The organism is Micromonospora foliorum, assembly GCF_022229015.1.
GTDB lineage: Bacteria > Actinomycetota > Actinomycetes > Mycobacteriales > Micromonosporaceae > Micromonospora > Micromonospora foliorum.
On the sequence record NZ_JAKKFF010000125.1, the window covers coordinates 1 to 21505 of the forward strand.

Consider the following 21505-nt stretch of genomic DNA (forward strand, 5'->3'; position numbering starts at 1 on the left):
GGGCGGGGCGGGGCGGGGCGGTAGCGCGCGGGCCGGGTCCAGCCTTCAGGCGCGCAGCTCGGCCGCGAGGTCGCCGATCGCCGCCATTGCGTACCGCTGCATTCCCGGGCCGAAGGTGATGCGGGTGGCGCCCTGCCGGCCCAGCTCGGCAACGGACTCGCGGTCCGGTCCGGCGGCCATGTTGATCGGCCCCGTTATGCCCTCCCTCAGCTGCGGGAGCACCTGCGGCGGGGCCAGGATCGGGTAGACGCAGTCGGCGCCGGCCGCCACGTAGAGGCGGGCGCGTTCCACCGCGTCGGCCGGGTCACCCGTCCCGACCAGGAACGTGTCGACGCGGGCGTTGATGAAGAGCGCGTCGCCGGCCTCCGCGCGTACCTCGGCCAGCCAGTCGGCGTGCCGCCGCGGGTCCTTGAGGGTGGCGTGCCCCTCCGAGTCCTCCAGGTTGCAGCCGACGGCGCCGGCCTCCAACAGCCGCCCGACCAGCTCGCGGGGGACGAGGCCGTAGCCGCCCTCGACGTCGGCGGACACGGGAACGGACACGGCGCGGACGATGCGCGCGACCGCCGCGAACATCTCGTCCGGTGGGGTCGCGCCGTCCTCGTAGCCGAGCGAGGCGGCGACACCCGCGCTCGGGGTCGCGAGCGCCGGGTAACCGGCGTCGGCCAGCACCCGGGCGCTGGCCGCGTCCCAGGGGCCCGGCAGGACGAGCGGGTCGCCGGCGGCACGGTCGTGGTGCAGGGCACGGAAGGTGGCGACTGTCATCGTTGGGTCTCCCGACGGGCTGCGGAGGGGCTGGGCTCCGGGGACGGCGGCACCATCCTGACACCGCCCGACCGGGGACGTGCGCCTATTTGATCTTGCGGGTGGACCGGACCACGATGCTCTCGTACTCCGGGTGCTTGACCACCCAGTCGGCGATGAACGGGCAGATCGGCACGACGGTCCGGCCCTTGGTCCGCGCGTCGTCCAGCACGGCCCGCGCCAGCGTCGACCCGACGCCTTTGCCCTCGTACGCCGGGTCGACCTCGGTGTGGGTGTAGGCGATGATCGAGCCGGTCAGCTGGTAGGTGACGAACCCGGCGACCGCGCCCGCCTCGTCACGCGCCTCGAAACGCTCCCGCGCCGGCGCGTCTGTCACGGTGAACTGCACCCGACCATCCAACCACCCGCCCCGGCGGCGCTCATTGCGAGGCCGGCAGGGGGACACGACCCCACGCGCATTGTCTCGGCCGAAACGGGAAACGCAACGCCGCCGGGCACCGGGAGACGCGCCGCCGGGCACACCGTGGGAGGAGACACGCCATCATGACGAACCCATCGACGGACGGCGGCTTCGCCGTCGTCGAGATGTTCACGTCCCAGGGCTGCAACAGTTGCCCTCCCGCGGAGGAGTTGCTGAGCGAGATCGAGCGCGACGCACGGGAACGGGGACAGAACGTCTTCGCTCTCGGGTTCCACGTCGACTACTGGGACGACCTGGGGTGGCCGGACCAGTTCGCGGACGCGGCGTACACCGCGCGGCAGGAGGCGTACGCCCGCGCGTTCGGTACCCGAGGTCTGTACACCCCGCAGATGGTCGTCAACGGCACCGTCGAGTTCGTCGGTTCCGATCGCCGACGGGCCGCCGCCGCGATCATGTCCGCCATGGCCCCGACCGCCACCACGCCACTGGCGCTCTCCATTGCCAACCTCGGCAACGACCGGGTGATGGTGGACTACCGGACGGAACAGCCACCGGAGCGCGCGGTGTTGCACGTGGCGGTCGTGGAACGGGCCCTGACCAGCGAGATCGCCCGCGGCGAGAACGCCGGACGGACGCTGCGGCAGGACAACGTCGTACGCGCCTTCCGGTCGGTGGGCCTGGACGCCGAGCGGGGGCAGGTGGAGCTGGCTACACCGCCCGGCGTCGATCCGCAGAGCGCCAGCGTGGTCGGCTATGTCCAGGAGAACGGCGACCGGGCGATCGTCGGGGCCACGGCCGTCGAGCTGTCCACCGCGTAATCTCAGGGCATGCGGACGGTGCGCGGTGCGAGGAGGTTCGGTGGCTGACGCGGACGACGTACGCCGGGTGGCCCTGGCCCTGCCGCACACGGTGGAGATTCCCAGTGACGGCTTCGACTTCCGGGTGGCCGACAAGGGCTTCGTCTGGTCCTACCCGGAGCGGATACCGGGCAAGCCCCGGGTGATCCGGCTCGACATCGCGGTGCTGTTCGTCGGCGACGAGGCCGAGAAGCAGGCTCTCCTGCTCGGGGAGCCCGAGGTCTTCTTCACCACGCCTGGCTACCACGGCCTGCCCCTGGTGCTGTTGCGCCTGGCGGCGGTCGACGTGGACCGGCTGACCGAGCTGGTGACCGACGCGTGGCGGATGCGCGTACCGGACTCGCTGTCGAGCGACCGTGCGGGCGAGTTGCTGGGCGACCGTGCGGGCGGTCTGCTGGGCGACCGCGCGGGCGTCGGCAAATAGCGACATCAGCACGCAACGGGTTGGACACATTGACGGGGATCTCGGTACTCGATTACCGTGGCCGAGAGAGCGCTCTCTCACCTGACCTTCCCCCCAATTCAGACGCATAGCGCTGGACCCGGCAAGGGCCGCACCCGGCGCGCGCGATGGAGGCACGATGAAACCTCCCGTCCCCCACCGCCGATGGGCCCTGGCCGCCGCCACCGCGCTGGCCCTGGTCGTCGGCGGCCTCGCGATCCCCGTCACCCGTGCGGCCGAAGCCGCACCCGTCGGCGCGGGCAGTTACACCACCACCCCGGTCGGCCCGCTCCCCAGCGGCTGCGGCGCGATGTCCAGCAACCCCCGGCAGTTCGCCACCGCCAACGCGCCCGCCGGGCCGATACCCACCAACGACTGGTGGTCCTCACTGCTGTGGAAGCGCACGGACTGCTCCTTCAGCGAGCCGCTGCACGCCCACCCGATCTCGTACGACACCTTCGGTGACGGGCTCGGCTTCTCCGCCAACTCCACGCCCGCAATCAGCGGCACCGCCACCGGTGTCGGCGAGTTCCACTACCCGTACGTGCAGGACATCCGGGTCGGTGTGGCCGGCCTCGCCGCCCCCCAGGTCAAGGTCGACGGGTGGACGGACTGGACGGTCAGCCCGCACTGGAGCGACGGCACGCGCACCATGCGCGCGACAATCGGCCACGGGCTGCCCTTCGCGTACTTCCAGACCACCGGTGGGAACGCGCAGATCAGCACCGCCGGCACCCCCGACGTCTGGTCAAACAGTGGCGCCACCATCGGCTTCCGGGTCAACGGCCACGACTACGTCGGGTTCGCGCCCAGCGGTGCCAGCTGGACCGTGGCGTCCGGCCGGATCTCGTCCACCCTGGCCGGTCGTGGCTACTTCTCCGTCGCGCTGCTGCCGCCGACGTCGAGCGCGACCGAGCGCGCCGCGCTGGCCGCGACCTACGGTCAGTACGCGCACGCCCACGTGACCGGCACCCAGGTGTCGTACGCCTACAACCCGGCGACCAGCGGCCTGACCACCACGTACGCGTTCACCACGACCGCCCGGGAGGGCACCGCCACGCAGACCGTGGTCAGCCTCTACCCGCACCAGTGGAAGTCGCTGAGCGGCTCCACCGCGATCACGCCTACCTACCCGTCGGCGCGCGGCCGGATGAAGGTGCTCACCGGCGTCAACCAGTTCCGCACCGCCATGAAGTTCCAGGGCATCCTGCCGGAGTTGCCGGCCGTCGGCGACGGGAGCGGCGCCGACCTGGCGACGCTCACCAGCCAACTGGCCGCCGTTCGCGCCAACCCGATGGACCAGCGCGGCAACGACACCTACTGGACCGGCAAGGGGCTCGGCCGGGCCGCGCGGATCGCCGAGATCGCCGACCAGGTCAACGACACCGCGACGCGCGACAGCGCGCTGAACGCGATTCGCAGCACGCTCACCGACTGGTTCACCGCGTCCAGCGGCAAGACCAGCCGGGTCTTCTACTACGACAACAACTGGGGCACCCTGATCGGCTACCCCGCGTCGTACGGGTCGGACCAGGAGCTCAACGACCACCACTTCCACTACGGCTACTACATCGCCGCTGCCGCGACGCTGGCGAAGTTCGACCCGGCCTGGGCGGCCACCAGCCGCTACGGCGCCATGGTCGACCTGCTGATCCGCGACGCCAACAACTACCGCCGCGGCGACACCCAGTTCCCGTACCTGCGCGACTTCGACATCTACGCCGGCCACGACTGGGCGTCCGGGCACGGCTCGTTCGGCTCCGGCAACAACCAGGAGTCCTCGTCGGAGGGGATGAACTTCGCGAGCGCCCTGATCCAGTGGGGGCAGACGACGGGTAACACCGCCGTCCGCGACGCCGGCGTCTTCCTCTACACCACCCAGGCCGCCGCCATCCAGGAGTACTGGTTCGACGTCAGCGACCAGAACTTCCCCGCCGCCTTCGGGCACTCGACGGTCGGCATGGTCTGGGGCGACGGCGGCGCGTACGCCACCTGGTTCAGCGGCGAGCCGGAGATGATCCAGGGCATCAACCTGCTGCCGGTCACCGGTGGACACCTCTACCTGGGCAACAACCCGGCGTACGTGCGGACCAACTACGCCGAACTGGTCCGCAACAACGGTGGGCAACCGACGGTGTGGCAGGACATCCTCTGGCAGTTCCAGGCTCTCGGCGATCCCGACGCGGCTCTGGCGAACCTGCGCGCCAACCCGGGCTACACCCCGGAGGAGGGCGAGAGCCGGGCGCACACGTTCCACTGGATCCGTAACCTCGCCGCCCTCGGCAATGTCGACACGACGGTGACCGGCAACCATCCGCTGTCGGCGGTCTTCTCCCGCAACGGGGCCCGCACCTACGTGGCGTCGAACCCGACGGCGACGCCGATCACTGTGACGTTCTCCAACGGCACCACGCTCACTGTGGGAGCCGGCAAGACGGCCACCACCGGGGCGTACACCTGGAGTGGTGGCAACGCGGCCGGCGGCGTCCCTCCGACGACGCCGACGGACCCCCCACCGACCACCGACCCGCCGCCGACCCCGGGCACCCCGACGCGGTACCTGCTGCCCGGGGGCGGGTTGGGCGCCGCCGGTAGCGCGGCCACGACGACGGTCGCGGCGGCAAACGGAAACCACGACGGTACGCCCACCAACGCCCAGGTCTTCACGGCGACCGGCCTCAACCTCGCCTACGCCGGCGGCCAGACGGCGTTCGACCTGTTCGTGGACGCCGGCACGGCGGTCGGCAACGGCGTGCAGGTGCGGATCTCCTACGACCTCACCGGCAACGGCAGCTGGGAACGGGTGGAGACGCTGCGCTACTTCGCCACCGACCCGGTCACCGGCTACGAGCACTACACGCAGAACGCCGGCCTGTCCTCGGCCACCGGCACGTTGGGCGCGCTGAGCAACGGCACGGTCCGGGTGGAGGTCTGGTCGGCGATCGGCAACAACCCGACCACGCTGGGCATCGGCAACCAGTCGGTGCTGCGGCTTCCGTACTCCTGATCGACCCGTTCGAACGCGTCACGACGCCGGCCGGTGCGGAGGACCAGAATCGGTCCCCCACACCGGCCGGCGTGTGCGGTCAGTCAGTCATTTTCAGGAAGCGGTGCAGGTGGGCGTGATGCCGGCCCCACTGCCCGTGCCCTGGAAGCCGAACTCGGTGACCTGGCCCGCGCCGAGGCGGCCGTTGTAGTCCACGTTGGCGAACCGCACCGTGCCGGTGGAGCCACTGGCCGTCGCGCTCCAGGTGTTGGTGACACTGGCACCACTCGCGAGCGTCACGCCGACGTTCCACCCGTTCGTTCCGGCGGAGCCGGCGGTCACCTTCACGGTGGCCACGAACCCGCCGTTCCACGAGTTCAGTGACACCGACGCAGAGCAGCCATCCGGCGTTCCCGGCGGCGGGGTGGTGGGCGGCGGGTCCGTGGGCGGAGGGGTCGTCGGCGGCGGGTCCGTGGGCGGCGGCGTGGTGGGGATGGCGGGGCCGGCGTTGAGGGCGTTCAGCACGTTGGTGTACGCGGCCTTCTTGTTGCCGTTGCAGTCGAACAGCAGAGCGTTGTCAGACCCACGCCACGAGTCGCAGTCCCGTACACCCCACACGGTGATGCCGGTGCATCGGGAGACGTTCATGCAGGCGCGGGTGACGGCGCCGAAGATGGTCGCCTGGTTGCCGCCGGTCATCACGTCCAGCTCGGTGATCTGCACATCCACGCCCAGGTCGGCGAACCGCTGCAGGTTGGCCTGATAGTCACCGGCCAACGAGGTACCCAGGTGCGACTGGAACCCCACACAGTCGATCGGCACACCACGGGACTTGAAGTCCCGCACCATGTTGTAGATCCCCGTCGACTTCGCGTTGATCCCGTCGGTGTTGTAGTCGTTGTAACACAACTTCGCACCCGGATCCGCCGCCCGCGCCGCCCGGAACGCCGCCTCGATCCAGTCGTTACCGGTGCGCTGCAGGTTCGAGTCACGCCGCCCACCGCCACCACCATCGGCGAACGCCTCGTTCACCACGTCCCACGAATGGATCTTCCCCCGGAAGTGCGTCGCGACCTGCGTGACGTGGTTGATCGCCGCGTTCCGCAACGCGCTGCCCGACATGCCCTGCGCCCAACCCGGCTGCTGCTGGTGCCACAACAACGCGTGACCCCGCACGCTCATGCCATTGGCCTGCGCGTGACTGACCAGACGATCACCACCGGTGTACCGGAACTGACCCTGCTGCGGCTCGGTGGCGTCCCACTTCATCTCGTTCTCGGCCACGACACTGTTGAACTCACGGTTCAGGATTGTCACGTACGTGCTGGTGGACAGCTTGCCCGTCGCGACGGCCGCGCCGAAGTAGCGGCCCTTCTCGGCCGCCGAGGCTCGGAGGGTCGTGCCGGCGCTGGCCGTGGAGGTCAGCGCCATCGTCATCCCGGCGGCGAGAACGCCGGTAACTGCGACGGTCACCGCCGCTCGCAGGGCTCTTCTGTGATTCATGCGGATTCCTTCTCTGTGGTGGTGCAGCGATGGAGGCGCACGCCCGAATCTGCTCCCGCGACACGGAGACGGCAGCGCCGGTCACCGTCGCGGCAGCAGTGCGGGGAAGTCCTGGCCCGACGTCCGGCATGCCCTGGGCGGACGTCGCGCTCCGAGGGGCCACAGCAGGTTCGCCCGGTGAACCACAGGTGCGGCCGCCCTCAACCATCGACTGTGAGCGATAACATGCCGTTCGTCAAGTCGTCACCAACCCGGCCGGGCACCTGTCGTTCCTTCGCGGTGGTGGGGCACGTCGTCGTACTGCCGGAGCCGTACGCGCACGGCTCCGGCAGCGCCCGTCACTGGAACGAGGCGTCGTCGACGAGGAGACTGTCAGTGCCCTCGGCCGTCTCCACGTAGAAGGCGGCAGCGGACAGCGTGCCGCTCCAGGACACGGTCGTGGTGCCGGTGAGCAGGGTCCAGCCGTTGACGTTCACCCCGACCGCCGGGGTCAGCTGGAGGTAGTTCGTCGTGCCGTTCGCGGTCAGCGACAGCGTCGCCTTCGCCGACGGGGTGCCGCTCTGCGCGCGTACCCAGACGTTCGTGGTGTAGCTCTTGCCGTTGGTGAGTTTGGCGGTCACGTCCTGGCTCGGGCCGTTCCACGCGCCGGTTCGGCCGGTGATCGAGAGCGACCCGCTGCCGCCGTGCGCGACTGTGGTGTTCCTGGCGAGCGTGCCGCTGCCGTGCACACCCCAGCCCGTCGTGCCGTTCTCCACGTCGCCGTTGGTGATCAGGTTGGCGCTGCCGCCGCCGGTGCCGCTGAACTGCCACCAGTTGATGTTGAACAGGTTGCCGCTGCCACCGGCGAAGCGCAGGTAGAGATCATGGGTGCCGGTCGCTCCGTTCACCGCGCAGGTGGTGGTGGTCCAGGTCTGCCAACCGCCGGTGCCGCCCACGGTGCAGGTGCCCACGGTCGGGCCGCTGGCGCTGTCGAGGCGTACCTCGATCCGGCCGCCGCTGGTGGCCGACGCGACCCGGGCGCTGAACGACGTCGCACCCGCGCCGAACGCGACGCCCTTGACCTTGATGTAGTCGCCGTTCTCGGTCCAACCGACGTTCATCCCGCCCTCGCTGGACGCCTCGGTCTCGATCCCCGAGCCCCACGCGATCGTCTCGGCCTCCTGCCGCACGTACGGGTTGAGCGTGCCCACCTGCGGGGCACCCGCGCTCGTCATCGTGATCGTCGGGAACAGGCCACCGCTGGTGTAATTGAACTTCTCCACCGCGACCGAACGGGTGTAACCACTACCACCGGGCAACGCCCCGTTGTGATAGAAGAAATACGATCCACCCTGGAAATCGATCACACCCGCGTGATTGGTGAAACTGGCGCCCTGCCGCGGCATGATCGTTCCCCGGTACGTCCACGGCCCCGTCGGTCCCGTCGCCGTGGAGTACGCGATGAACTCCGAGCAACACTCCGCCGCGAACACGTTGTAGTACAGGCCGTTGCGCTTGAACACCCACGGCCCCTCCTCGTACAGGGTCGGCCGACTGGCGTTACCGGTACGGGTACCGAACCCCGCCGTCGTGAGTGGGATGCGCGTCGCGCTGCCGGAGAACGAGATCATGTCCGGGTTCAACCTCACGTACCACAGACCCGGGTTTCCCCAGTACAGATACGCCTGCCCGTCGTCGTCGATGAACGCGTGCGGGTCGATTTCGTTGTTGCCGACAAGTGGTCGACCGAGTGCGTCACGGAACGGCCCGGTGGGGCTGTCGGCCACCCCGACGCCGATGACCATCTGCCCGTTGGAGCGCTGGCGCACCGGCACGTACCAGTAGAACTTGCCGTTCCGCGCGACGACCTGCCCGGCCCACGCGTTGGCGTCCGCCCACGCGAATGTCGCCAGATTCATCGGCGAGCCGTGGTCGGTCCAGTTCACCATGTCGGCGGACGAGAACACCCGCCACTCGCGCATGGTGAAGTAGGTGGACCCGTCCTCGTCATGTCCGGTGTAGAGGTAGACCCGGCCGTTGTGCACCAACGGCGCCGGGTCGGCCGTGTAGATGTTCTGGACGATGGGGTTGTCGGCCCTGGCCGTGCCCGGGACCAGTGCTAGGACGCACGCCATGCTCGCCAGCCAGGCGATGGCGCGCCTGGCCCGGCTGGTGGCCCGGGTGGTGGTTCGATCTTTCACCTTCACGATTACTCCCACAGAGAGTGCGCCGTGCGCGTGTCTGACTGGGCGAGCCACCGCTGCCCTGGCTCTCGCTCGAACGGGCTGTGCCGTCCGCAGGCCGGGCAGTGACCGGCGGCTGTGTTAGCGCTAACAGCTCTTCGCGGATGCCCCCTCCCCTGTCTGACCTGGATTTTTGTGAGGCGCGGGATGACCGTCGTAACCACATCGCAGCATTGATGTATCGACGTTGACATCGAAGATTTACGATGCACCGTACTGAGCCGCCGGTCGAGCGTCAACGGGAGGGCATTCACCGGGATCGGTCACTGACGGTCACGAGCCCGTGATCGCGAGCCCGGCAGATGTCCGTTTCGGACCATAGTTGCCGCCGAGCCCGGCATGCTCCCGGTCACGTCGCCACCGGATGGGTCAGCGAGGTGCCCCGGGGGTTGCGGGCGTGTTAACGACGAACTATGTTAGCGATCACATCGATGTGCCGCGATAAGCGCCAGGGGTGGGCACCCGGCGTCCACGGCGACCGCGAGCGCGACCCACCACCCACCCGTCGTCGGCCCTTCGCCGCCGACACCCCCACCGCCATCGATGGCGGCCCCGACGTACCCGGCCACCTGGAGGTTCCCCATGCCACCCCCGCCCCTCAGCCGCCGCCACCTGCTTCAGGCCGCCGGAGCCACCGTGGTGGTCTCCGCGACCGGCGCCGCCGTCTCTCCCGCCAGCGCGTCCGCGGCGGTCGTGCCCCCGGCCCGGTCCGACATCGGCGTCTCGGCGTACGGATTCGACCCCGGTCAGGTGAGACTCACCGCCGGCCGTTGGATGGACAACCAGACCCGCACGCTCAACTACCTGCGGTTCGTCGACGTCGACCGGATGCTCTACAACTTCCGCGCCAACCACCGGCTGTCCACCAACGGCGCCGCCACCAACGGGGGCTGGGACGCGCCGAACTTCCCGTTCCGGACCCACATGCAGGGGCACTTCCTGAGCGCGTGGGCGTACGCGTACGCGGTGCTGGGCGACACCACCTGCCGGGACAAGGCCAACTACATGGTGGCCGAGTTGGCCAAGTGTCAGGCCAACAACGGCGCCGCCGGGTTCGGCGCGGGTTACCTTTCCGGTTTCCCGGAGTCCGACTTCACCGCCCTCGAGGCACGGACGCTGTCCAACGGCAACGTGCCCTACTACTGCATCCACAAGACCCTCGCCGGTCTGCTCGACGTCTGGCGCTACATCGGCAACACCCAGGCCCGTACGGTGCTGCTGTCGCTGGCGGGTTGGGTCGACACCCGGACGAGCCGACTGAGCTCCAGCCAGATGCAGTCGATGCTGGGCACCGAGTTCGGTGGCATGAACGACGTGCTCGCCGACATCTACCAGCAGACCGGCGACTCCCGGTGGCTCACCACCGCGCAGCGGTTCGACCACGCCGCCGTGTTCAACCCCCTGGCCGCCAACCAGGACCAGCTCAACGGGCTGCACGCCAACACGCAGGTGCCCAAGTGGATCGGCGCGGCCCGGGAGTACAAGGCGACCGGGACCACCCGCTACCGGGACATCGCCAGCAACGCGTGGCGAATCACCGTCGGCGCGCACACCTACGCCATCGGCGGCAACAGCCAGGCGGAGCACTTCCGGGCGCCGAACGCGATCGCCGGCTACCTCAGCAACGACACCTGCGAGCAGTGCAACACGTTCAACATGCTCAAACTGACCCGGGAGCTGTGGCTGCTCGACCCGAACCGGGCGGACTACTTCGACTTCTACGAGCGCGCGCTGATCAACCACCTGATCGGCGGACAGAACCCGGCCGACAGCCACGGCCACATCACCTACTTCACCCCACTGCGGCCGGGCGGTCGTCGTGGGGTGGGCCCGGCGTGGGGTGGTGGCACGTGGAGCACGGACTACAACTCCTTCTGGTGCTGCCAGGGCACCGGCCTGGAGATCAACACGAGGTTGATGGACTCCATCTACTTCTACAACGGCACCACGCTGAGCGTGAACCTGTTCGCGCCGTCGGTGCTGAACTGGACACAGCGCGGCATCACTGTCACCCAGACCACCAGCTTCCCGGTCAGCGACACCAGCACCCTGACCCTGAGCGGCTCGATGAGCGGCTCGTGGAGCATCCGGGTGCGGATCCCGTCCTGGACCAACGGCGCGACGATCGCCGTCAACGGCACTGTGGAGAACGTCGCCACCACACCCGGCAGCTACGCCACGGTCACCCGCACCTGGGCCGCCGGCGACACCATCACCGTGCGGCTGCCGATGCAGGTCGCCGTCCGGGCCGCCAACGACAACGCCAACGTCGGCGCGATCACGTACGGCCCTTCGGTGCTGGCCGGCAACTACGGCAACACGGCGCTGAGCACCCTGCCCGCCCTCACCGTCTCCTCGATCACCCGGACCAGCACCAGCTCGCTCGCGTTCACCGCCAGCGCCAACGGGTCCACGGTGAACCTCGCCCCCTTCTACGACGCCCACGGCTACAACTACACGGTCTACTGGAACACCAGCGGAAGCGGCGGCGGCAGCGGCAGCTACCGCCTGCAAAACGTCGGCACCGGGCTGGTCCTCGGCGTGCAGAACATGTCCACCGCCGACGGCGGGCTGGCCGTGCAGTGGAGCGACAGCGGCACCGCTGACCACAACTGGGTGGTCGTGACCGACGGCAACGCGGTCCGGTTCCGCAACGTCCACAGCGGCAAGGTGCTGGGTGTGGAGAACATGTCCACCGCCGACAACGCCCGCGTCCTGCAGTGGGCGGACAACGGCACCGCCGACCACCGGTGGATCCTCGTGGACAACGGCGACGGCACCTACAAGATCCGCAACGTCAACAGCAACAAGCTGCTCGGGATCCTGAACGGGTCGACCGCCATGGGTGCGCAGGCCGTGCAGGATTCCGACAACGGCAGCGCGGACAACCGGTGGAGGCTGGTCCGCAACGCCTGACAGCCGCCCCGCTCGACGGGCTCACCGGCGCGGTCACCCGAGGGCCGCGCCGGTGACGCCGGGCGGACGCACGCCGGCGGTCGTACAGTGGGGAGGGTCCTGGCCCCAGTGAACGTGGCGGACGTGTCGGCTCGTGCCGCTTCCGCCCGGAAGGAGCACAGTGAACCGCCCCCTCCGCACCACGCTCGGCGGCGCGTTGACCGCCGCCATGCTGGCCACCGTGGCCGTCGCGCCGGCACAGGCGCACCCCACAGCGCGACCGCCGGCCGTCCTCGCCCTCCCCGACGGCTTCCAGCCCGAGGGCATCGCCACCGCCGGCCGGTACGCCTACTTCGGCTCCCGCGCGACCGGCGCCATCCAGCGCGTCGACCTGGTCACCGGCCAGGGCACGACGATCGGCGCGGCCACCGGCACCCCGTCGCTCGGTCTCAAGGTCGACCCACGGGGCCGGCTCTTCGTCTCCGGCGGAACGGCCGGCGACGCCCGCGTGCTCGACACCCGCACCGGCGAGGTGCTGGCCCGCTACCAGTTCGCCACCGCCCCGACGTTCGTCAACGACGTCGTCCTGACCCGCGACGCCGCGTACTTCACCGACTCGAACCGGCCGGTGCTCTACCGGCTGCCGCTCGGTCGCGGTGGGGCGCTGCCGCCCGCCGACGCCTTCACCACCATCACGCTGACCGGCGCGTACGAGCAGGTCGGCACCGGCGTGAACCTCAACGGCATCGCCACCACACCGGACGGCCGGGCGCTGATCGTCGTCCAGTCCAACACCGGCACGCTGTACCGGGTCGACCCGCGGACCGGCGCGAGCACCGCCGTGGACGTGCCGGGCCACACCTTCACCAACGGCGACGGCCTGTTGCTGCTCGGCCGCACCCTCTACGTCGTGCAGAACCGCCTCAACCAGATCGCGGTGGTCCAGCTGAACCACTCCGGCACCGCCGGAGCGCTCACCGGCACCATCACCGACCCGAACTTCGACGTGCCCACCACCGTCGCCAAGGCGTTGGGCCGGCTCTACCTGCCCAACGCCCGGTTCACCACACCGCCGACCCCCACCACGCCGTACACGGCCGTCGCGGTCCGCGCCCACTGAGCGACCCGAGGGGGTACGCGCCGGCCGCGTACCCCCTCGGCCCACCGCTGTGGATGTCGAACGCCGATCGACCCGCCAGTAGGATCACTGGCACCTCGGCGATGACCGTCGCCTCGCGCCCCCCGGAGTCCGTGTGGCCGCCCGTCCGTACCGGTTCCTGCGCCGAACCCTGGCCGTGTGCTGCCTCCTCGTCGCCGCCGCGCTGCCGGCCGCACCGCCGAGCTTCCCCACCGACGCCACGGACGCCCCGCAGGCCACGGTCCTGCGGATGCTCCAGCTGAACCTCTGCAACAGTGGCCGCGCCGGCTGCTACACCGGCCGAGCGATGACCAGGGCCGCCGAGGTGATCACCGCCGAGGCACCCGACCTGGTCACGCTCAACGAGATCTGCGCGGACGACCTCCCCGCCCTGCACGACGTGTTCGAAACCGTTCACCCTGGCCGGACCGTCGTGACGGCGTTCCAGGCCGCCGGCGACCGCCCGAGCGGCGACGACACCCGCTGCCGCAACGGCCAACGGTTCGGCATCGGGCTGCTGACCCACGTACGGACACCGACCACCCCGCGCACCGTGTACGCCGGAACCCACCCGACGCAGGACCTGGCGGACCCCGAGGAGCGAGCCTGGCTCTGCGTCGACGTCGACGGCGCCCTGCTCGCCTGCACCACCCACCTGTCGGCCAGCGGCTACCGCGTCGCGCTCACCCAGTGCGACCACCTGCTCGACACCATCCTGCCGAGGATCAGTCGCAACGCCGGGTACGAGCCCACTGTGCTGGGCGGCGACCTCAACCTGCTCGCCGGCCACGACCCCGACGTGCGGGCCTGCACACCGGCGGGTCACCAACGGATCGACGACGGCCGACTGCAACACATCACGGCGACCACCGACATCACGCTCTGCTGTCGCGCCCTGGTCCCCATGCACGGGGCGACCGACCACCCCGGCCTGCTGGCCACCCTCACCATCGACCCCAGCCGACCCGGCCGCCGGCCGTCCTGACCGCCCGGCGGCCGGGCGCGGATGGCGCGGACGGCAACGCCCGGCCGAGCAGACCGTGCACGTACAGCAGGATGAGGCCGCCCACCGCGCGGCGTCAGCGCGGCGGCGTGTCCCGGCGGGACGGGAACGGGGTACCCGGCTGGCCGAGGGTGGAGCGGGCGCGCAACCCGACCGGGTCGGGCGCGGCGGTGGGCGTCGGCGCCGCCGGCTCCGAGAGTCGCCGCCCGTCCAGGTACGCGGTGGCGGCCCGGTCGTCGTCGGTCGGAGCGGCGAGCAGCGCGTAGAGCAGACCGACCACCCCGAAGACCACCGCCAGCACGATCGGCACCAGCAGGGTGCTCACCCCGGTGCCGGTCAGCTCGCCCGTGCCGTCGTGGCGGTGCACCGACAGGGCGCTCATGCCGGTGAAGTGCATCCCGTTGACAGCGATCCCCATGACCAGCGCGGAAGCGAAGATCGCCAGCCCTCGCCGGACGGTCATCGCGAGCCACAGGGCGACCGTGGACGCCACCACGGCGATGACCACCGAGAGCACGACCCGGACAGTGTCGTAGCCGAGGCCGCCGTTGAGGCGCATGGCGGCCATGCCGGTGTAGTGCATGGAGGCCACCCCGACACCGGTGAAGACGCCGCCGGCGATCAGTCGTACCGGGTTCAGCCGGCCGGTGCCCACGATGGCCAGGCCGATACCGACCGCCACCACGGCGATGGCCGTGCTGGCCGCGGTCAACGGCACGTCGTAACGGATCCGGGTGTTCTCGACGGCGAAGCCGAGCATGGCCATGAAGTGCATCGCCCAGATGGCGGTGCCGCCCAGCGCCCAGGCCGACAGCAGACCCCACCACGCCCGCTGACCGCTCGTCCGGGCCGTACGGATGCGACCGGCGCAGACCAGACCGAGGATCGAACCGAGCACGGACAGCGCGTAGCTCAGCGCGGGCGTGATCCACCCGTACTCAAAGTGATTGATCTCCGCCACGGCGGGTTTCTCCCCATTCGTTACCGACGCGTCAACAAGACGCCTCGGCAATGATCAGGGGTGCTGTGATCAGGCGCAACAGTGCCCCCGGGGGCTATCCGAGGGGTGCCATTGCGGTGACCGTCCGCTGCGTCGATTCCCCGACGAATATGACTGAACGTAATGATCAGGCTGACGTGTGGTACGCGAGAACGCCCCGATTGACGGCCGCTATAGCCTGTCGCGCGGTAGACCGCAGCTCCGTTGTGGCACCACCGGAGTCGGCAATCTGACCGAGCAGGTCGACGACCTGTCGGGCCCACCGGACGAAGTCACCGGCGGGCATCTCACCATCGATCTCGTGACCACTGCCGAGCACCTTGGCCAGCGCCTCGCCCCGGGCCCACCGGTAGACGGGCCAGGCGAAACCGAGATCGGGCTCCCGGGTCGCGGTCAGCCCCCGCGCCGCCTCGTCGGCCTCGATCTCCCCCCACAGCTTCAGCGTCTCGTCCACCGCGTCGGCCACCGGCCCGCGCGGCAGCGACGCCCGCTCGTCGACATCACGGCGTGCCTCGAACACCACCACGGACACCGCGGAGGCCAGCTCGGCCGGGGACAGCCCGTTCCACACACCCCGGCGCAGACACTCGGCGACCAGCAGGTCCGCCTCGGTCCAGATCCGGCCCAGCATCCGACCGGCGTCGGTGACCGCGCCGTCGCGGGCGAGGTAACCGCGCTCGGTCAGCAACGCCACGATCCGGTCGAACGTCCGAGCGAGGGACCCCGTACGACCACTGACGCGCTCGCGCAACTCCTCGGTGTCGCGCTCCAGCCGCCGACGCCGCTCCGCCCAGCGGGCGTGTTCCTCCCGTTCCGGGCAGGCGTGGCAGGGGTGGTTGCGCAGCTCGGTGCGGAGTTGGGTGATCCGGTGGTCCTCGCCGGTCACCTGCCGGGAACGGCCCCCGCGTCGGCCGCCGTGCCGGTCCAGGCCGGTGCCGCTGACCTCGGCGGCGAGATCCCGCCGGGCGCCCGGGGACCGGTGGTTGAAGTGCTTGGGCACCCGGATGCGGGCCAGCACCTCGGCCGGGGTGGTGAAGTCGCCGGGGCTGACCCGCCCGGCCCAGCGGTCCTGGGTGAGCACCAGCGGCCGGGGCTCACCGAACCCGCCGGTCGCAGGGTCCAACACCACGGCCAGCCCGGCCCGCCGGCCCGACGGCACCCGGATCACGTCGCCGACCCGCAGCCGCTCCAACGAGGCCACCGCCGCGGCCTTGCGCTGGGTCTGCCCCTGCCGGGCGATCGCCTTCTCCCGGTCGGCGATCGCCACCCGCAGCGCGAAGTACTCGTCGAAGTCGCCGTGGTGGCAGGCCGCCTCCGCGCCGTACGCCTCGATGGTCTCGGTGTTGCGCTGCACCTGCCGGGCCAGGCCGACCACCGACCGGTCCGCCTGGAACTGGGCGAACGAGGACTCCAGCAGAGCCCGGGCCGGCTCCGCGCCGACCGTGCCGACCAGGTTCACGGCCATGTTGTACGAGGGCCGGAAGCTGGAGCGCAGCGGGTAGGTGCGGGTGGACGCCAGCCCGGCCACCTGCCGTGGGTCGACCTCCGGGGACCACACCACGACGGCGTGCCCCTCCACGTCGATGCCACGGCGGCCGGCGCGCCCGGTGAGCTGCGTGTACTCCCCCGGGGTCAGGTCGACGTGCGCCTCGCCGTTGTACTTGACCAGCCGTTCCAGGACCACGCAGCGGGCCGGCATGTTGATGCCCAACGCCAGGGTCTCGGTGGCGAAGACCGCCTTGACCAGGCCGCGGACGAACAACTCCTCGACGACCTCCTTGAACACCGGCAGCATGCCGGCGTGGTGGGCGGCCAGGCCGCGTTCCAAGCCGTCCAGCCACTCCCAGTAGCCCAGGACCGACAGGTCCTCGCCGGGAATGGCGGTGACCCGGGACTCGACGACCCGGCGGATCTCGGCCCGCTCCTCCGCTGAGGTGAGTCGCAGCCCGGCGGCGAGACACTGCTGCACCGCGGCGGCGCAACCGGCCCGGCTGAAGATGAACAGGATCGCCGGTAGCAGACCCTCCCGGTCCAGACGGTCGACGATGTCCGGGCGCGACGGGCCACGCCAGCGCGGGCCACGCCGGCCGGCACCGGGCCCCGCGCTGCGCCCCTCGCCCAACTCCAGCCGCCGCGCGGTCTCCCGGGTATAGCGCAGCAACTCCGGGTGCACGTCGTGCTTGCGGGCGGCGTCGGCGTCGTGGAACAGGTCGAACATCCGCTTGCCGACCAGCATGTGCTGCCACAACGGCACCGGCCGGTGCTCGCTGACCACCACGGCGGTCTCGCCGCGCACGGTGACCAGCCAGTCGGCGAACTCCTCGGCGTTGGAGACGGTCGCCGACAACGAGATCAAAGTGACCGAGGCGGGCAGGTGAATGATCACCTCTTCCCACACCCCACCGCGGAACCGGTCGGCCAGGTAGTGCACCTCGTCCATCACCACGTACGCGAGGCCCTGGAGGGTGCTGGAGCCCGCGTAGAGCATGTTGCGCAGCACCTCGGTGGTCATCACCACCACCGGCGCGTCGCCGTTGATCGCGTTGTCGCCGGTCAGCAGGCCGACCTGCTCGGCGCCGTACCGGGCGACCAGGTCGTGGTACTTCTGGTTGGACAACGCCTTGATCGGCGTGGTGTAGAAGCACTTGCGCCGGGCCGGCGGGGTCGTCGCGTCGGCGGCGGGCACCGGGTCGTCGGGCCGCCCGCGTAACGCCAGGTGGACGGCGAACTCCCCGACCACCGTCTTACCGGCACCGGTGGGGGCGCAGACCAGCACACCGCTGCCCCGCTCCAGCGACTGACACGCCTCCCGCTGGAAGTCGTCGAGGTCGAACCCCAACTCCAGGGCGAACTCGTTCAGCGCCGGAAACTGTGCGGCTTGTGCGGCCTTGCGGCGCGCCGCTGCGTACCGCTCGGCGGGGCTCGACATGACACCAAGATTAGTGCGTGCCGAGTCACACCACCCCACAAGGCCGTCCGGAGGCGCGGTCGGGGGCGGTCGGTAGGGTGCACGGCGTGCCGGACCATGCCGAACCGCCCCAGACCAGCCCGCCGGGCACCGCCGAGGCGCCCGCCGCCCGACGGGCGTCCCGACGCCCTGTCAAGGCGGTGCTCTTCGACTTCCACGGCACCCTGGCCCAGGTGGAGGACCCCCGGCAGTGGGTGCTGGAGGCCGCGGCGGCGTGCGGTGTCACCCTGGACCGGGTCCGCGCCACCTCGCTGGCCGACCGACTGCTGACCGCCGGCCGCGCCGGTGGGCCACTGCCGGCCCGGGTGCCACCCCGACTCGCCGAACTGTGGGCCGACCGGGACCTCTACCAACACGCCCACCGGGGCGCGTACACCGGGCTGGCCGAGACCGTCGACGCCGGCATCGACGGCTTCGCCGACGCGCTCTACGAGCGGCTGCTGACCGCCGAGGGCTGGCTACCGTACGCCGACACCGCCCCCACGCTGACCGCGCTGCGCGACGCCGGGGTGCCGGTGGCGGTGGTCAGCAACATCGGTTTCGACCTGCGGCCACACTTCGACACCTGGGGGCTGACCGATCTGGTCGGCGCGTTCGTGCTCTCGTACGAGGTGGGGCGCTGCAAACCCGACCCGGCGATCTTCTGGCGGGCCTGCGGGATGCTGGGCGTCGACCCGGAGCAGACGCTGATGGTCGGTGACACCCCGGCGGACGCGGGCGCGGTGGCCGCCGGCTGCTCGGTGCTGGTGCTCCCGGCAGCCGAGCCGGGCCGGGAGAACGGGCTGGGGGCCGTGCTCGACCTCGCCCTGCCGGGCTGACCGGCAGTTTGTGTGCCGTCAGTCGGGAATGTGAATCACCGGTAGCTCGCCATCGCCGTACCGGTCCTCCCCGGTGAGGATCGAGGCGTCGTGTTCGAGGACGGCCAGCGCTGTGCTGGCCAGATCGGCACGGCCCGTCACCGTCCGCCAGAAGCTGAGTTCGTGCCAGGAGTGCCCCTCGGTCGAGAGCACCTCGCAGGCGTCCAGGTTCAGCAGCCGGTGCAGGGTCGCCCGTTCCTTCGGGTCGCTGACGATCGCCAGCGCCTCCGCCGCGGTCACAGCGGTGACACCAAACCTGTTGCGGTCCTGGATGACCTCGTGCAGCGGCTCCCCGACATGCACCGATCCCGCCAGGTACGCCAGCAGTGCCGACCGGTCCAGGACGAGCCGGACCGGGCGGTCGTCCTCGGGGCTCACGCCGCCGGCTGTTCGAGCGTGCCGGCGGCGGCGTCCAGCGCGTGCTGGCGGGCCCGCTCGCGAAGGGCGCTGCGGCGCTCCGGCGACCAGTCGGCCTCCACGGCAGCCCGGCGGGCGCGCGCCTCGGCCACGCCCTGCTCGGTGATCGGGATGCCCTGGTGAGCCAGCTCCGCGTCCAGTGCGTCCAGCCGCATCCGGTCACGGACGGCCTGGGTGATGTAGGCACTAGCGTTGGACTCGCGCTCCAGGCGCTCAGCCACGTCGGGTGGCACGGAGATCGATAGTTTGCGCATCGCGCTAGTCATACCAGGGACCGTACGCCGGTAGCACCACGTTGGCGAACACTTGCGGCCGTGTCGGCGGGTGGACACCGCCGCAGGTTGGCGAGGGCGGACGGCCTACCGTCATGCCCGTGACCGAGATCCTGCTGCCCACGACGGCGCCGGCCGACACGCCACCAGCCCGTCGCGGTGGCGTCGCCGCCGTGGGGCTGGTGCTCGGCGGGGCCCTGTCGGTGCAGTTCGGCTCCGCCGTGGCCGCGCTGCTGTTCCCGCGTACCGGGGTGGCCGGCGCGGTGACCCTGCGGCTGACCATCTCGGCGGTGCTGCTGCTCGTCGTGTGCCGGCCCCGACTGCGCGGGTACGACCGCTCGGCCTGGCTCGCGGCCGGCGCGTTCGGGCTGGCGCTGGCCGGCATGAACTCGCTGTTCTACCAGGCCATCGAACGCATCCCGCTGGGCCCGGCGGTGACGCTGGAGGTGCTCGGCCCGCTGGCGCTGTCGGTGTTCTCCGCCCGCCGACTGGCCAGTTGGGGCTGGGCGGGGCTCGCACTGGCCGGGGTGGCGCTGCTCGGGCAGGGCGGCTTCGACCGGCTGAACCCGGTCGGGGTGGCCTTCGCGTTCGGCGCGGGCGCCATGTGGGCCGCGTACATCGTGCTGAGCGCCCGGGTCGGCGGCCGCTTTCCCGGCGCGGACGGGCTGGCCCTGGCGCTGACCCTCGCCGCGCTGGTCACCCTGCCGCTGGGCATCGTCGACGGCGGTGCCGTGCTGCTCGACCCGCCGGTGCTGGCGCTCGGCGCCGCCCTCGCGGTGCTCGCCTCCGGGCTGCCCTACACCCTGGAGCTGCTGGCGCTACGGCGGATGCCCACCGCCACCTTCGCGGTGCTGATGAGCCTCGGCCCGGCCGTCGCCACGCTCGCCGGGTGGCTGGTGCTGCGGCAGGCGCTGACAGTGCTGGAGTGCGCCGCCATCGTGCTGGTCATCGCGGCCAGTATCGGCGCGGTACGGGTCAACGCAGCAGCCGCAGGGCGCCCGGAACCGCGCTGATCGTCACCGGCAGCTCCAGGGAGCGTTCCCCGTCGGCGTACGAGGTGATGCCCTCGGCGGCCAACTCCACGGTGCGGGCCCGGAAGCTGCGCACCAACGGGTGGCTGACGTGGGCGCCCTGGTAGATGCGCGGCTTCACGCGGATGAGGGTCCGCCGGTCGACCCGACCCGCCACCACCACGTCCAGTAGCCCGTCGGTCGGGTCGGCGTCGGGGCAGATCCGCATCCCACCGCCGTAGGTGGGGCAGTTGCCCACCGCCACGAGCACCGCGTCCAGGTCGTGCGACACCCCGTCGAGGCGCAGCGTGTAACGGCGTGGGCGCAGCCGGGCCAGCTCGATCAGGATCGCCAGGTCGTACCGGCGCGGGCCGCGGGGCCAGCGCATCCGGTTGGCCCGCTCGTTGACGATCGCGTCGAACCCGGCCGCGAGGACCGCCCCGTACCAGCGCTCGACGCCGTCGACCCCGACCATCCGGGCCAGGTCGACCGGTTGACTGCGGCCGTCGCGCACCGCCTCGGCGATCACCGCCGCCGCCGCGAGAGGGTCGGCCGGGAAGCCGGTGTCCAGGGCGAAGTCGTTGCCCGTGCCGGCCGGGATCGGACCGAACGGCACGTCGGTGCCGGCGACCGCCTGCAACGCCCGGTGCACGGTGCCGTCCCCGCCGACCGCCACCAACGCGCCAGCGCCGTCGGCGACGGCCGCCCGGCACGCCGCCTCCGCCTCGACATCGGCAGAGCACACGTCTGAA

17 protein-coding genes are annotated in these 21505 nt (G+C 71.0%); 8 read left to right on the forward strand and 9 right to left on the reverse strand.

What is annotated here, in order from left to right:
* Positions 1-45 precede the first annotated feature (45 nt).
* Both PSH25_RS11280 and PSH25_RS11285 read right to left on the reverse strand, forming a co-directional pair.
* Complete coding sequence (locus PSH25_RS11280) at positions 46-762, reverse strand: isocitrate lyase/PEP mutase family protein (RefSeq protein ID WP_238659039.1); 717 nt, start codon at positions 760-762, stop codon at positions 46-48.
* An 85-nt stretch (positions 763-847) separates the two neighbouring features.
* Positions 848-1150, reverse strand: coding sequence for a GNAT family N-acetyltransferase (locus PSH25_RS11285; RefSeq protein WP_238659040.1), 303 nt, complete (start codon positions 1148-1150; stop codon positions 848-850).
* 155 nt (positions 1151-1305) lie between these two features.
* On the opposite strand from PSH25_RS11285, the gene PSH25_RS11290 reads away from it, so the two are divergent.
* The 3 genes from PSH25_RS11290 (at position 1306) to PSH25_RS11300 (ending at position 5489) form a co-directional block, all read left to right on the forward strand.
* Entirely contained in the window at positions 1306-2001 is a 696-nt protein-coding gene (locus PSH25_RS11290; protein WP_238659041.1) for a DUF1223 domain-containing protein, read from the forward strand.
* A gap of 40 nt (positions 2002-2041) precedes the next feature.
* Positions 2042-2464: an MmcQ/YjbR family DNA-binding protein gene (locus tag PSH25_RS11295; protein WP_238659042.1), complete on the forward strand. Its 423-nt coding sequence runs from the start codon at positions 2042-2044 to the stop codon at positions 2462-2464.
* 157 nt (positions 2465-2621) lie between these two features.
* The gene (locus PSH25_RS11300; RefSeq protein WP_238659043.1) at positions 2622-5489 is read left to right on the forward strand and encodes a glycosyl hydrolase; all 2868 of its coding nucleotides are present in this window, start codon (positions 2622-2624) and stop codon (positions 5487-5489) included.
* A 93-nt stretch (positions 5490-5582) separates the two neighbouring features.
* Here the strand turns inward: PSH25_RS11300 and PSH25_RS11305 are convergent, their stop codons facing one another.
* Together PSH25_RS11305 and PSH25_RS11310 are read right to left on the reverse strand one after the other, a co-directional pair.
* The gene (locus tag PSH25_RS11305) at positions 5583-6971 is read right to left on the reverse strand and encodes an endo-1,4-beta-xylanase (RefSeq protein ID WP_238659044.1); all 1389 of its coding nucleotides are present in this window, start codon (positions 6969-6971) and stop codon (positions 5583-5585) included.
* 338 nt (positions 6972-7309) lie between these two features.
* A complete protein-coding gene (locus tag PSH25_RS11310) occupies positions 7310-9085 on the reverse strand; it encodes a family 43 glycosylhydrolase (protein ID WP_238659055.1) in 1776 nt (591 codons plus the stop codon).
* Positions 9086-9775: 690 nt separating this feature from the next.
* On the opposite strand from PSH25_RS11310, the gene PSH25_RS11315 reads away from it, so the two are divergent.
* The 3 genes from PSH25_RS11315 to PSH25_RS11325 all read left to right on the forward strand — a co-directional run bounded on the left by PSH25_RS11315 (position 9776) and on the right by PSH25_RS11325 (position 14211).
* Positions 9776-12109: a beta-L-arabinofuranosidase domain-containing protein gene (locus PSH25_RS11315; protein WP_238659045.1), complete on the forward strand. Its 2334-nt coding sequence runs from the start codon at positions 9776-9778 to the stop codon at positions 12107-12109.
* Positions 12110-12269: 160 nt separating this feature from the next.
* A complete protein-coding gene (locus tag PSH25_RS11320; protein ID WP_238659046.1) occupies positions 12270-13208 on the forward strand; it encodes an NHL repeat-containing protein in 939 nt (312 codons plus the stop codon).
* Between the two features lie 133 nt (positions 13209-13341).
* A complete protein-coding gene (locus PSH25_RS11325; protein ID WP_238659047.1) occupies positions 13342-14211 on the forward strand; it encodes an endonuclease/exonuclease/phosphatase family protein in 870 nt (289 codons plus the stop codon).
* Positions 14212-14305: 94 nt separating this feature from the next.
* On the opposite strand, the gene PSH25_RS11330 is transcribed toward PSH25_RS11325, so the two are convergent.
* Complete coding sequence (locus tag PSH25_RS11330; RefSeq protein ID WP_238659048.1) at positions 14306-15190, reverse strand: MHYT domain-containing protein; 885 nt, start codon at positions 15188-15190, stop codon at positions 14306-14308.
* 166 nt (positions 15191-15356) lie between these two features.
* Positions 15357-18158 (reverse strand): DEAD/DEAH box helicase, encoded by a 2802-nt coding sequence (locus PSH25_RS11335; protein WP_238659049.1) that lies wholly within the window; start codon positions 18156-18158, stop codon positions 15357-15359.
* 86 nt (positions 18159-18244) lie between these two features.
* On the opposite strand from PSH25_RS11335, the gene PSH25_RS11340 reads away from it, so the two are divergent.
* Positions 18245-19015: an HAD family hydrolase gene (locus PSH25_RS11340; RefSeq protein WP_238659050.1), complete on the forward strand. Its 771-nt coding sequence runs from the start codon at positions 18245-18247 to the stop codon at positions 19013-19015.
* Between the two features lie 18 nt (positions 19016-19033).
* On the opposite strand, the gene PSH25_RS11345 is transcribed toward PSH25_RS11340, so the two are convergent.
* The gene (locus tag PSH25_RS11345; protein WP_238659051.1) at positions 19034-19432 is read right to left on the reverse strand and encodes a PIN domain-containing protein; all 399 of its coding nucleotides are present in this window, start codon (positions 19430-19432) and stop codon (positions 19034-19036) included.
* A complete protein-coding gene (locus PSH25_RS11350; RefSeq protein ID WP_238659052.1) occupies positions 19429-19725 on the reverse strand; it encodes a hypothetical protein in 297 nt (98 codons plus the stop codon). The genes PSH25_RS11345 and PSH25_RS11350 overlap by 4 nt, the downstream gene beginning before the upstream one ends.
* 113 nt (positions 19726-19838) lie before the next feature.
* Here PSH25_RS11350 and PSH25_RS11355 point away from each other — a divergent pair, with 113 nt between their 5' ends.
* A complete protein-coding gene (locus PSH25_RS11355; RefSeq protein ID WP_238659053.1) occupies positions 19839-20756 on the forward strand; it encodes an EamA family transporter in 918 nt (305 codons plus the stop codon).
* On the opposite strand, the gene PSH25_RS11360 is transcribed toward PSH25_RS11355, so the two are convergent.
* On the reverse strand, positions 20719-21505 hold a 787-nt coding region (locus tag PSH25_RS11360), incomplete at its 5' end, for a diacylglycerol kinase family protein (RefSeq protein ID WP_238659054.1). The two genes, PSH25_RS11355 and PSH25_RS11360, sit on opposite strands and share 38 nt — an antisense overlap.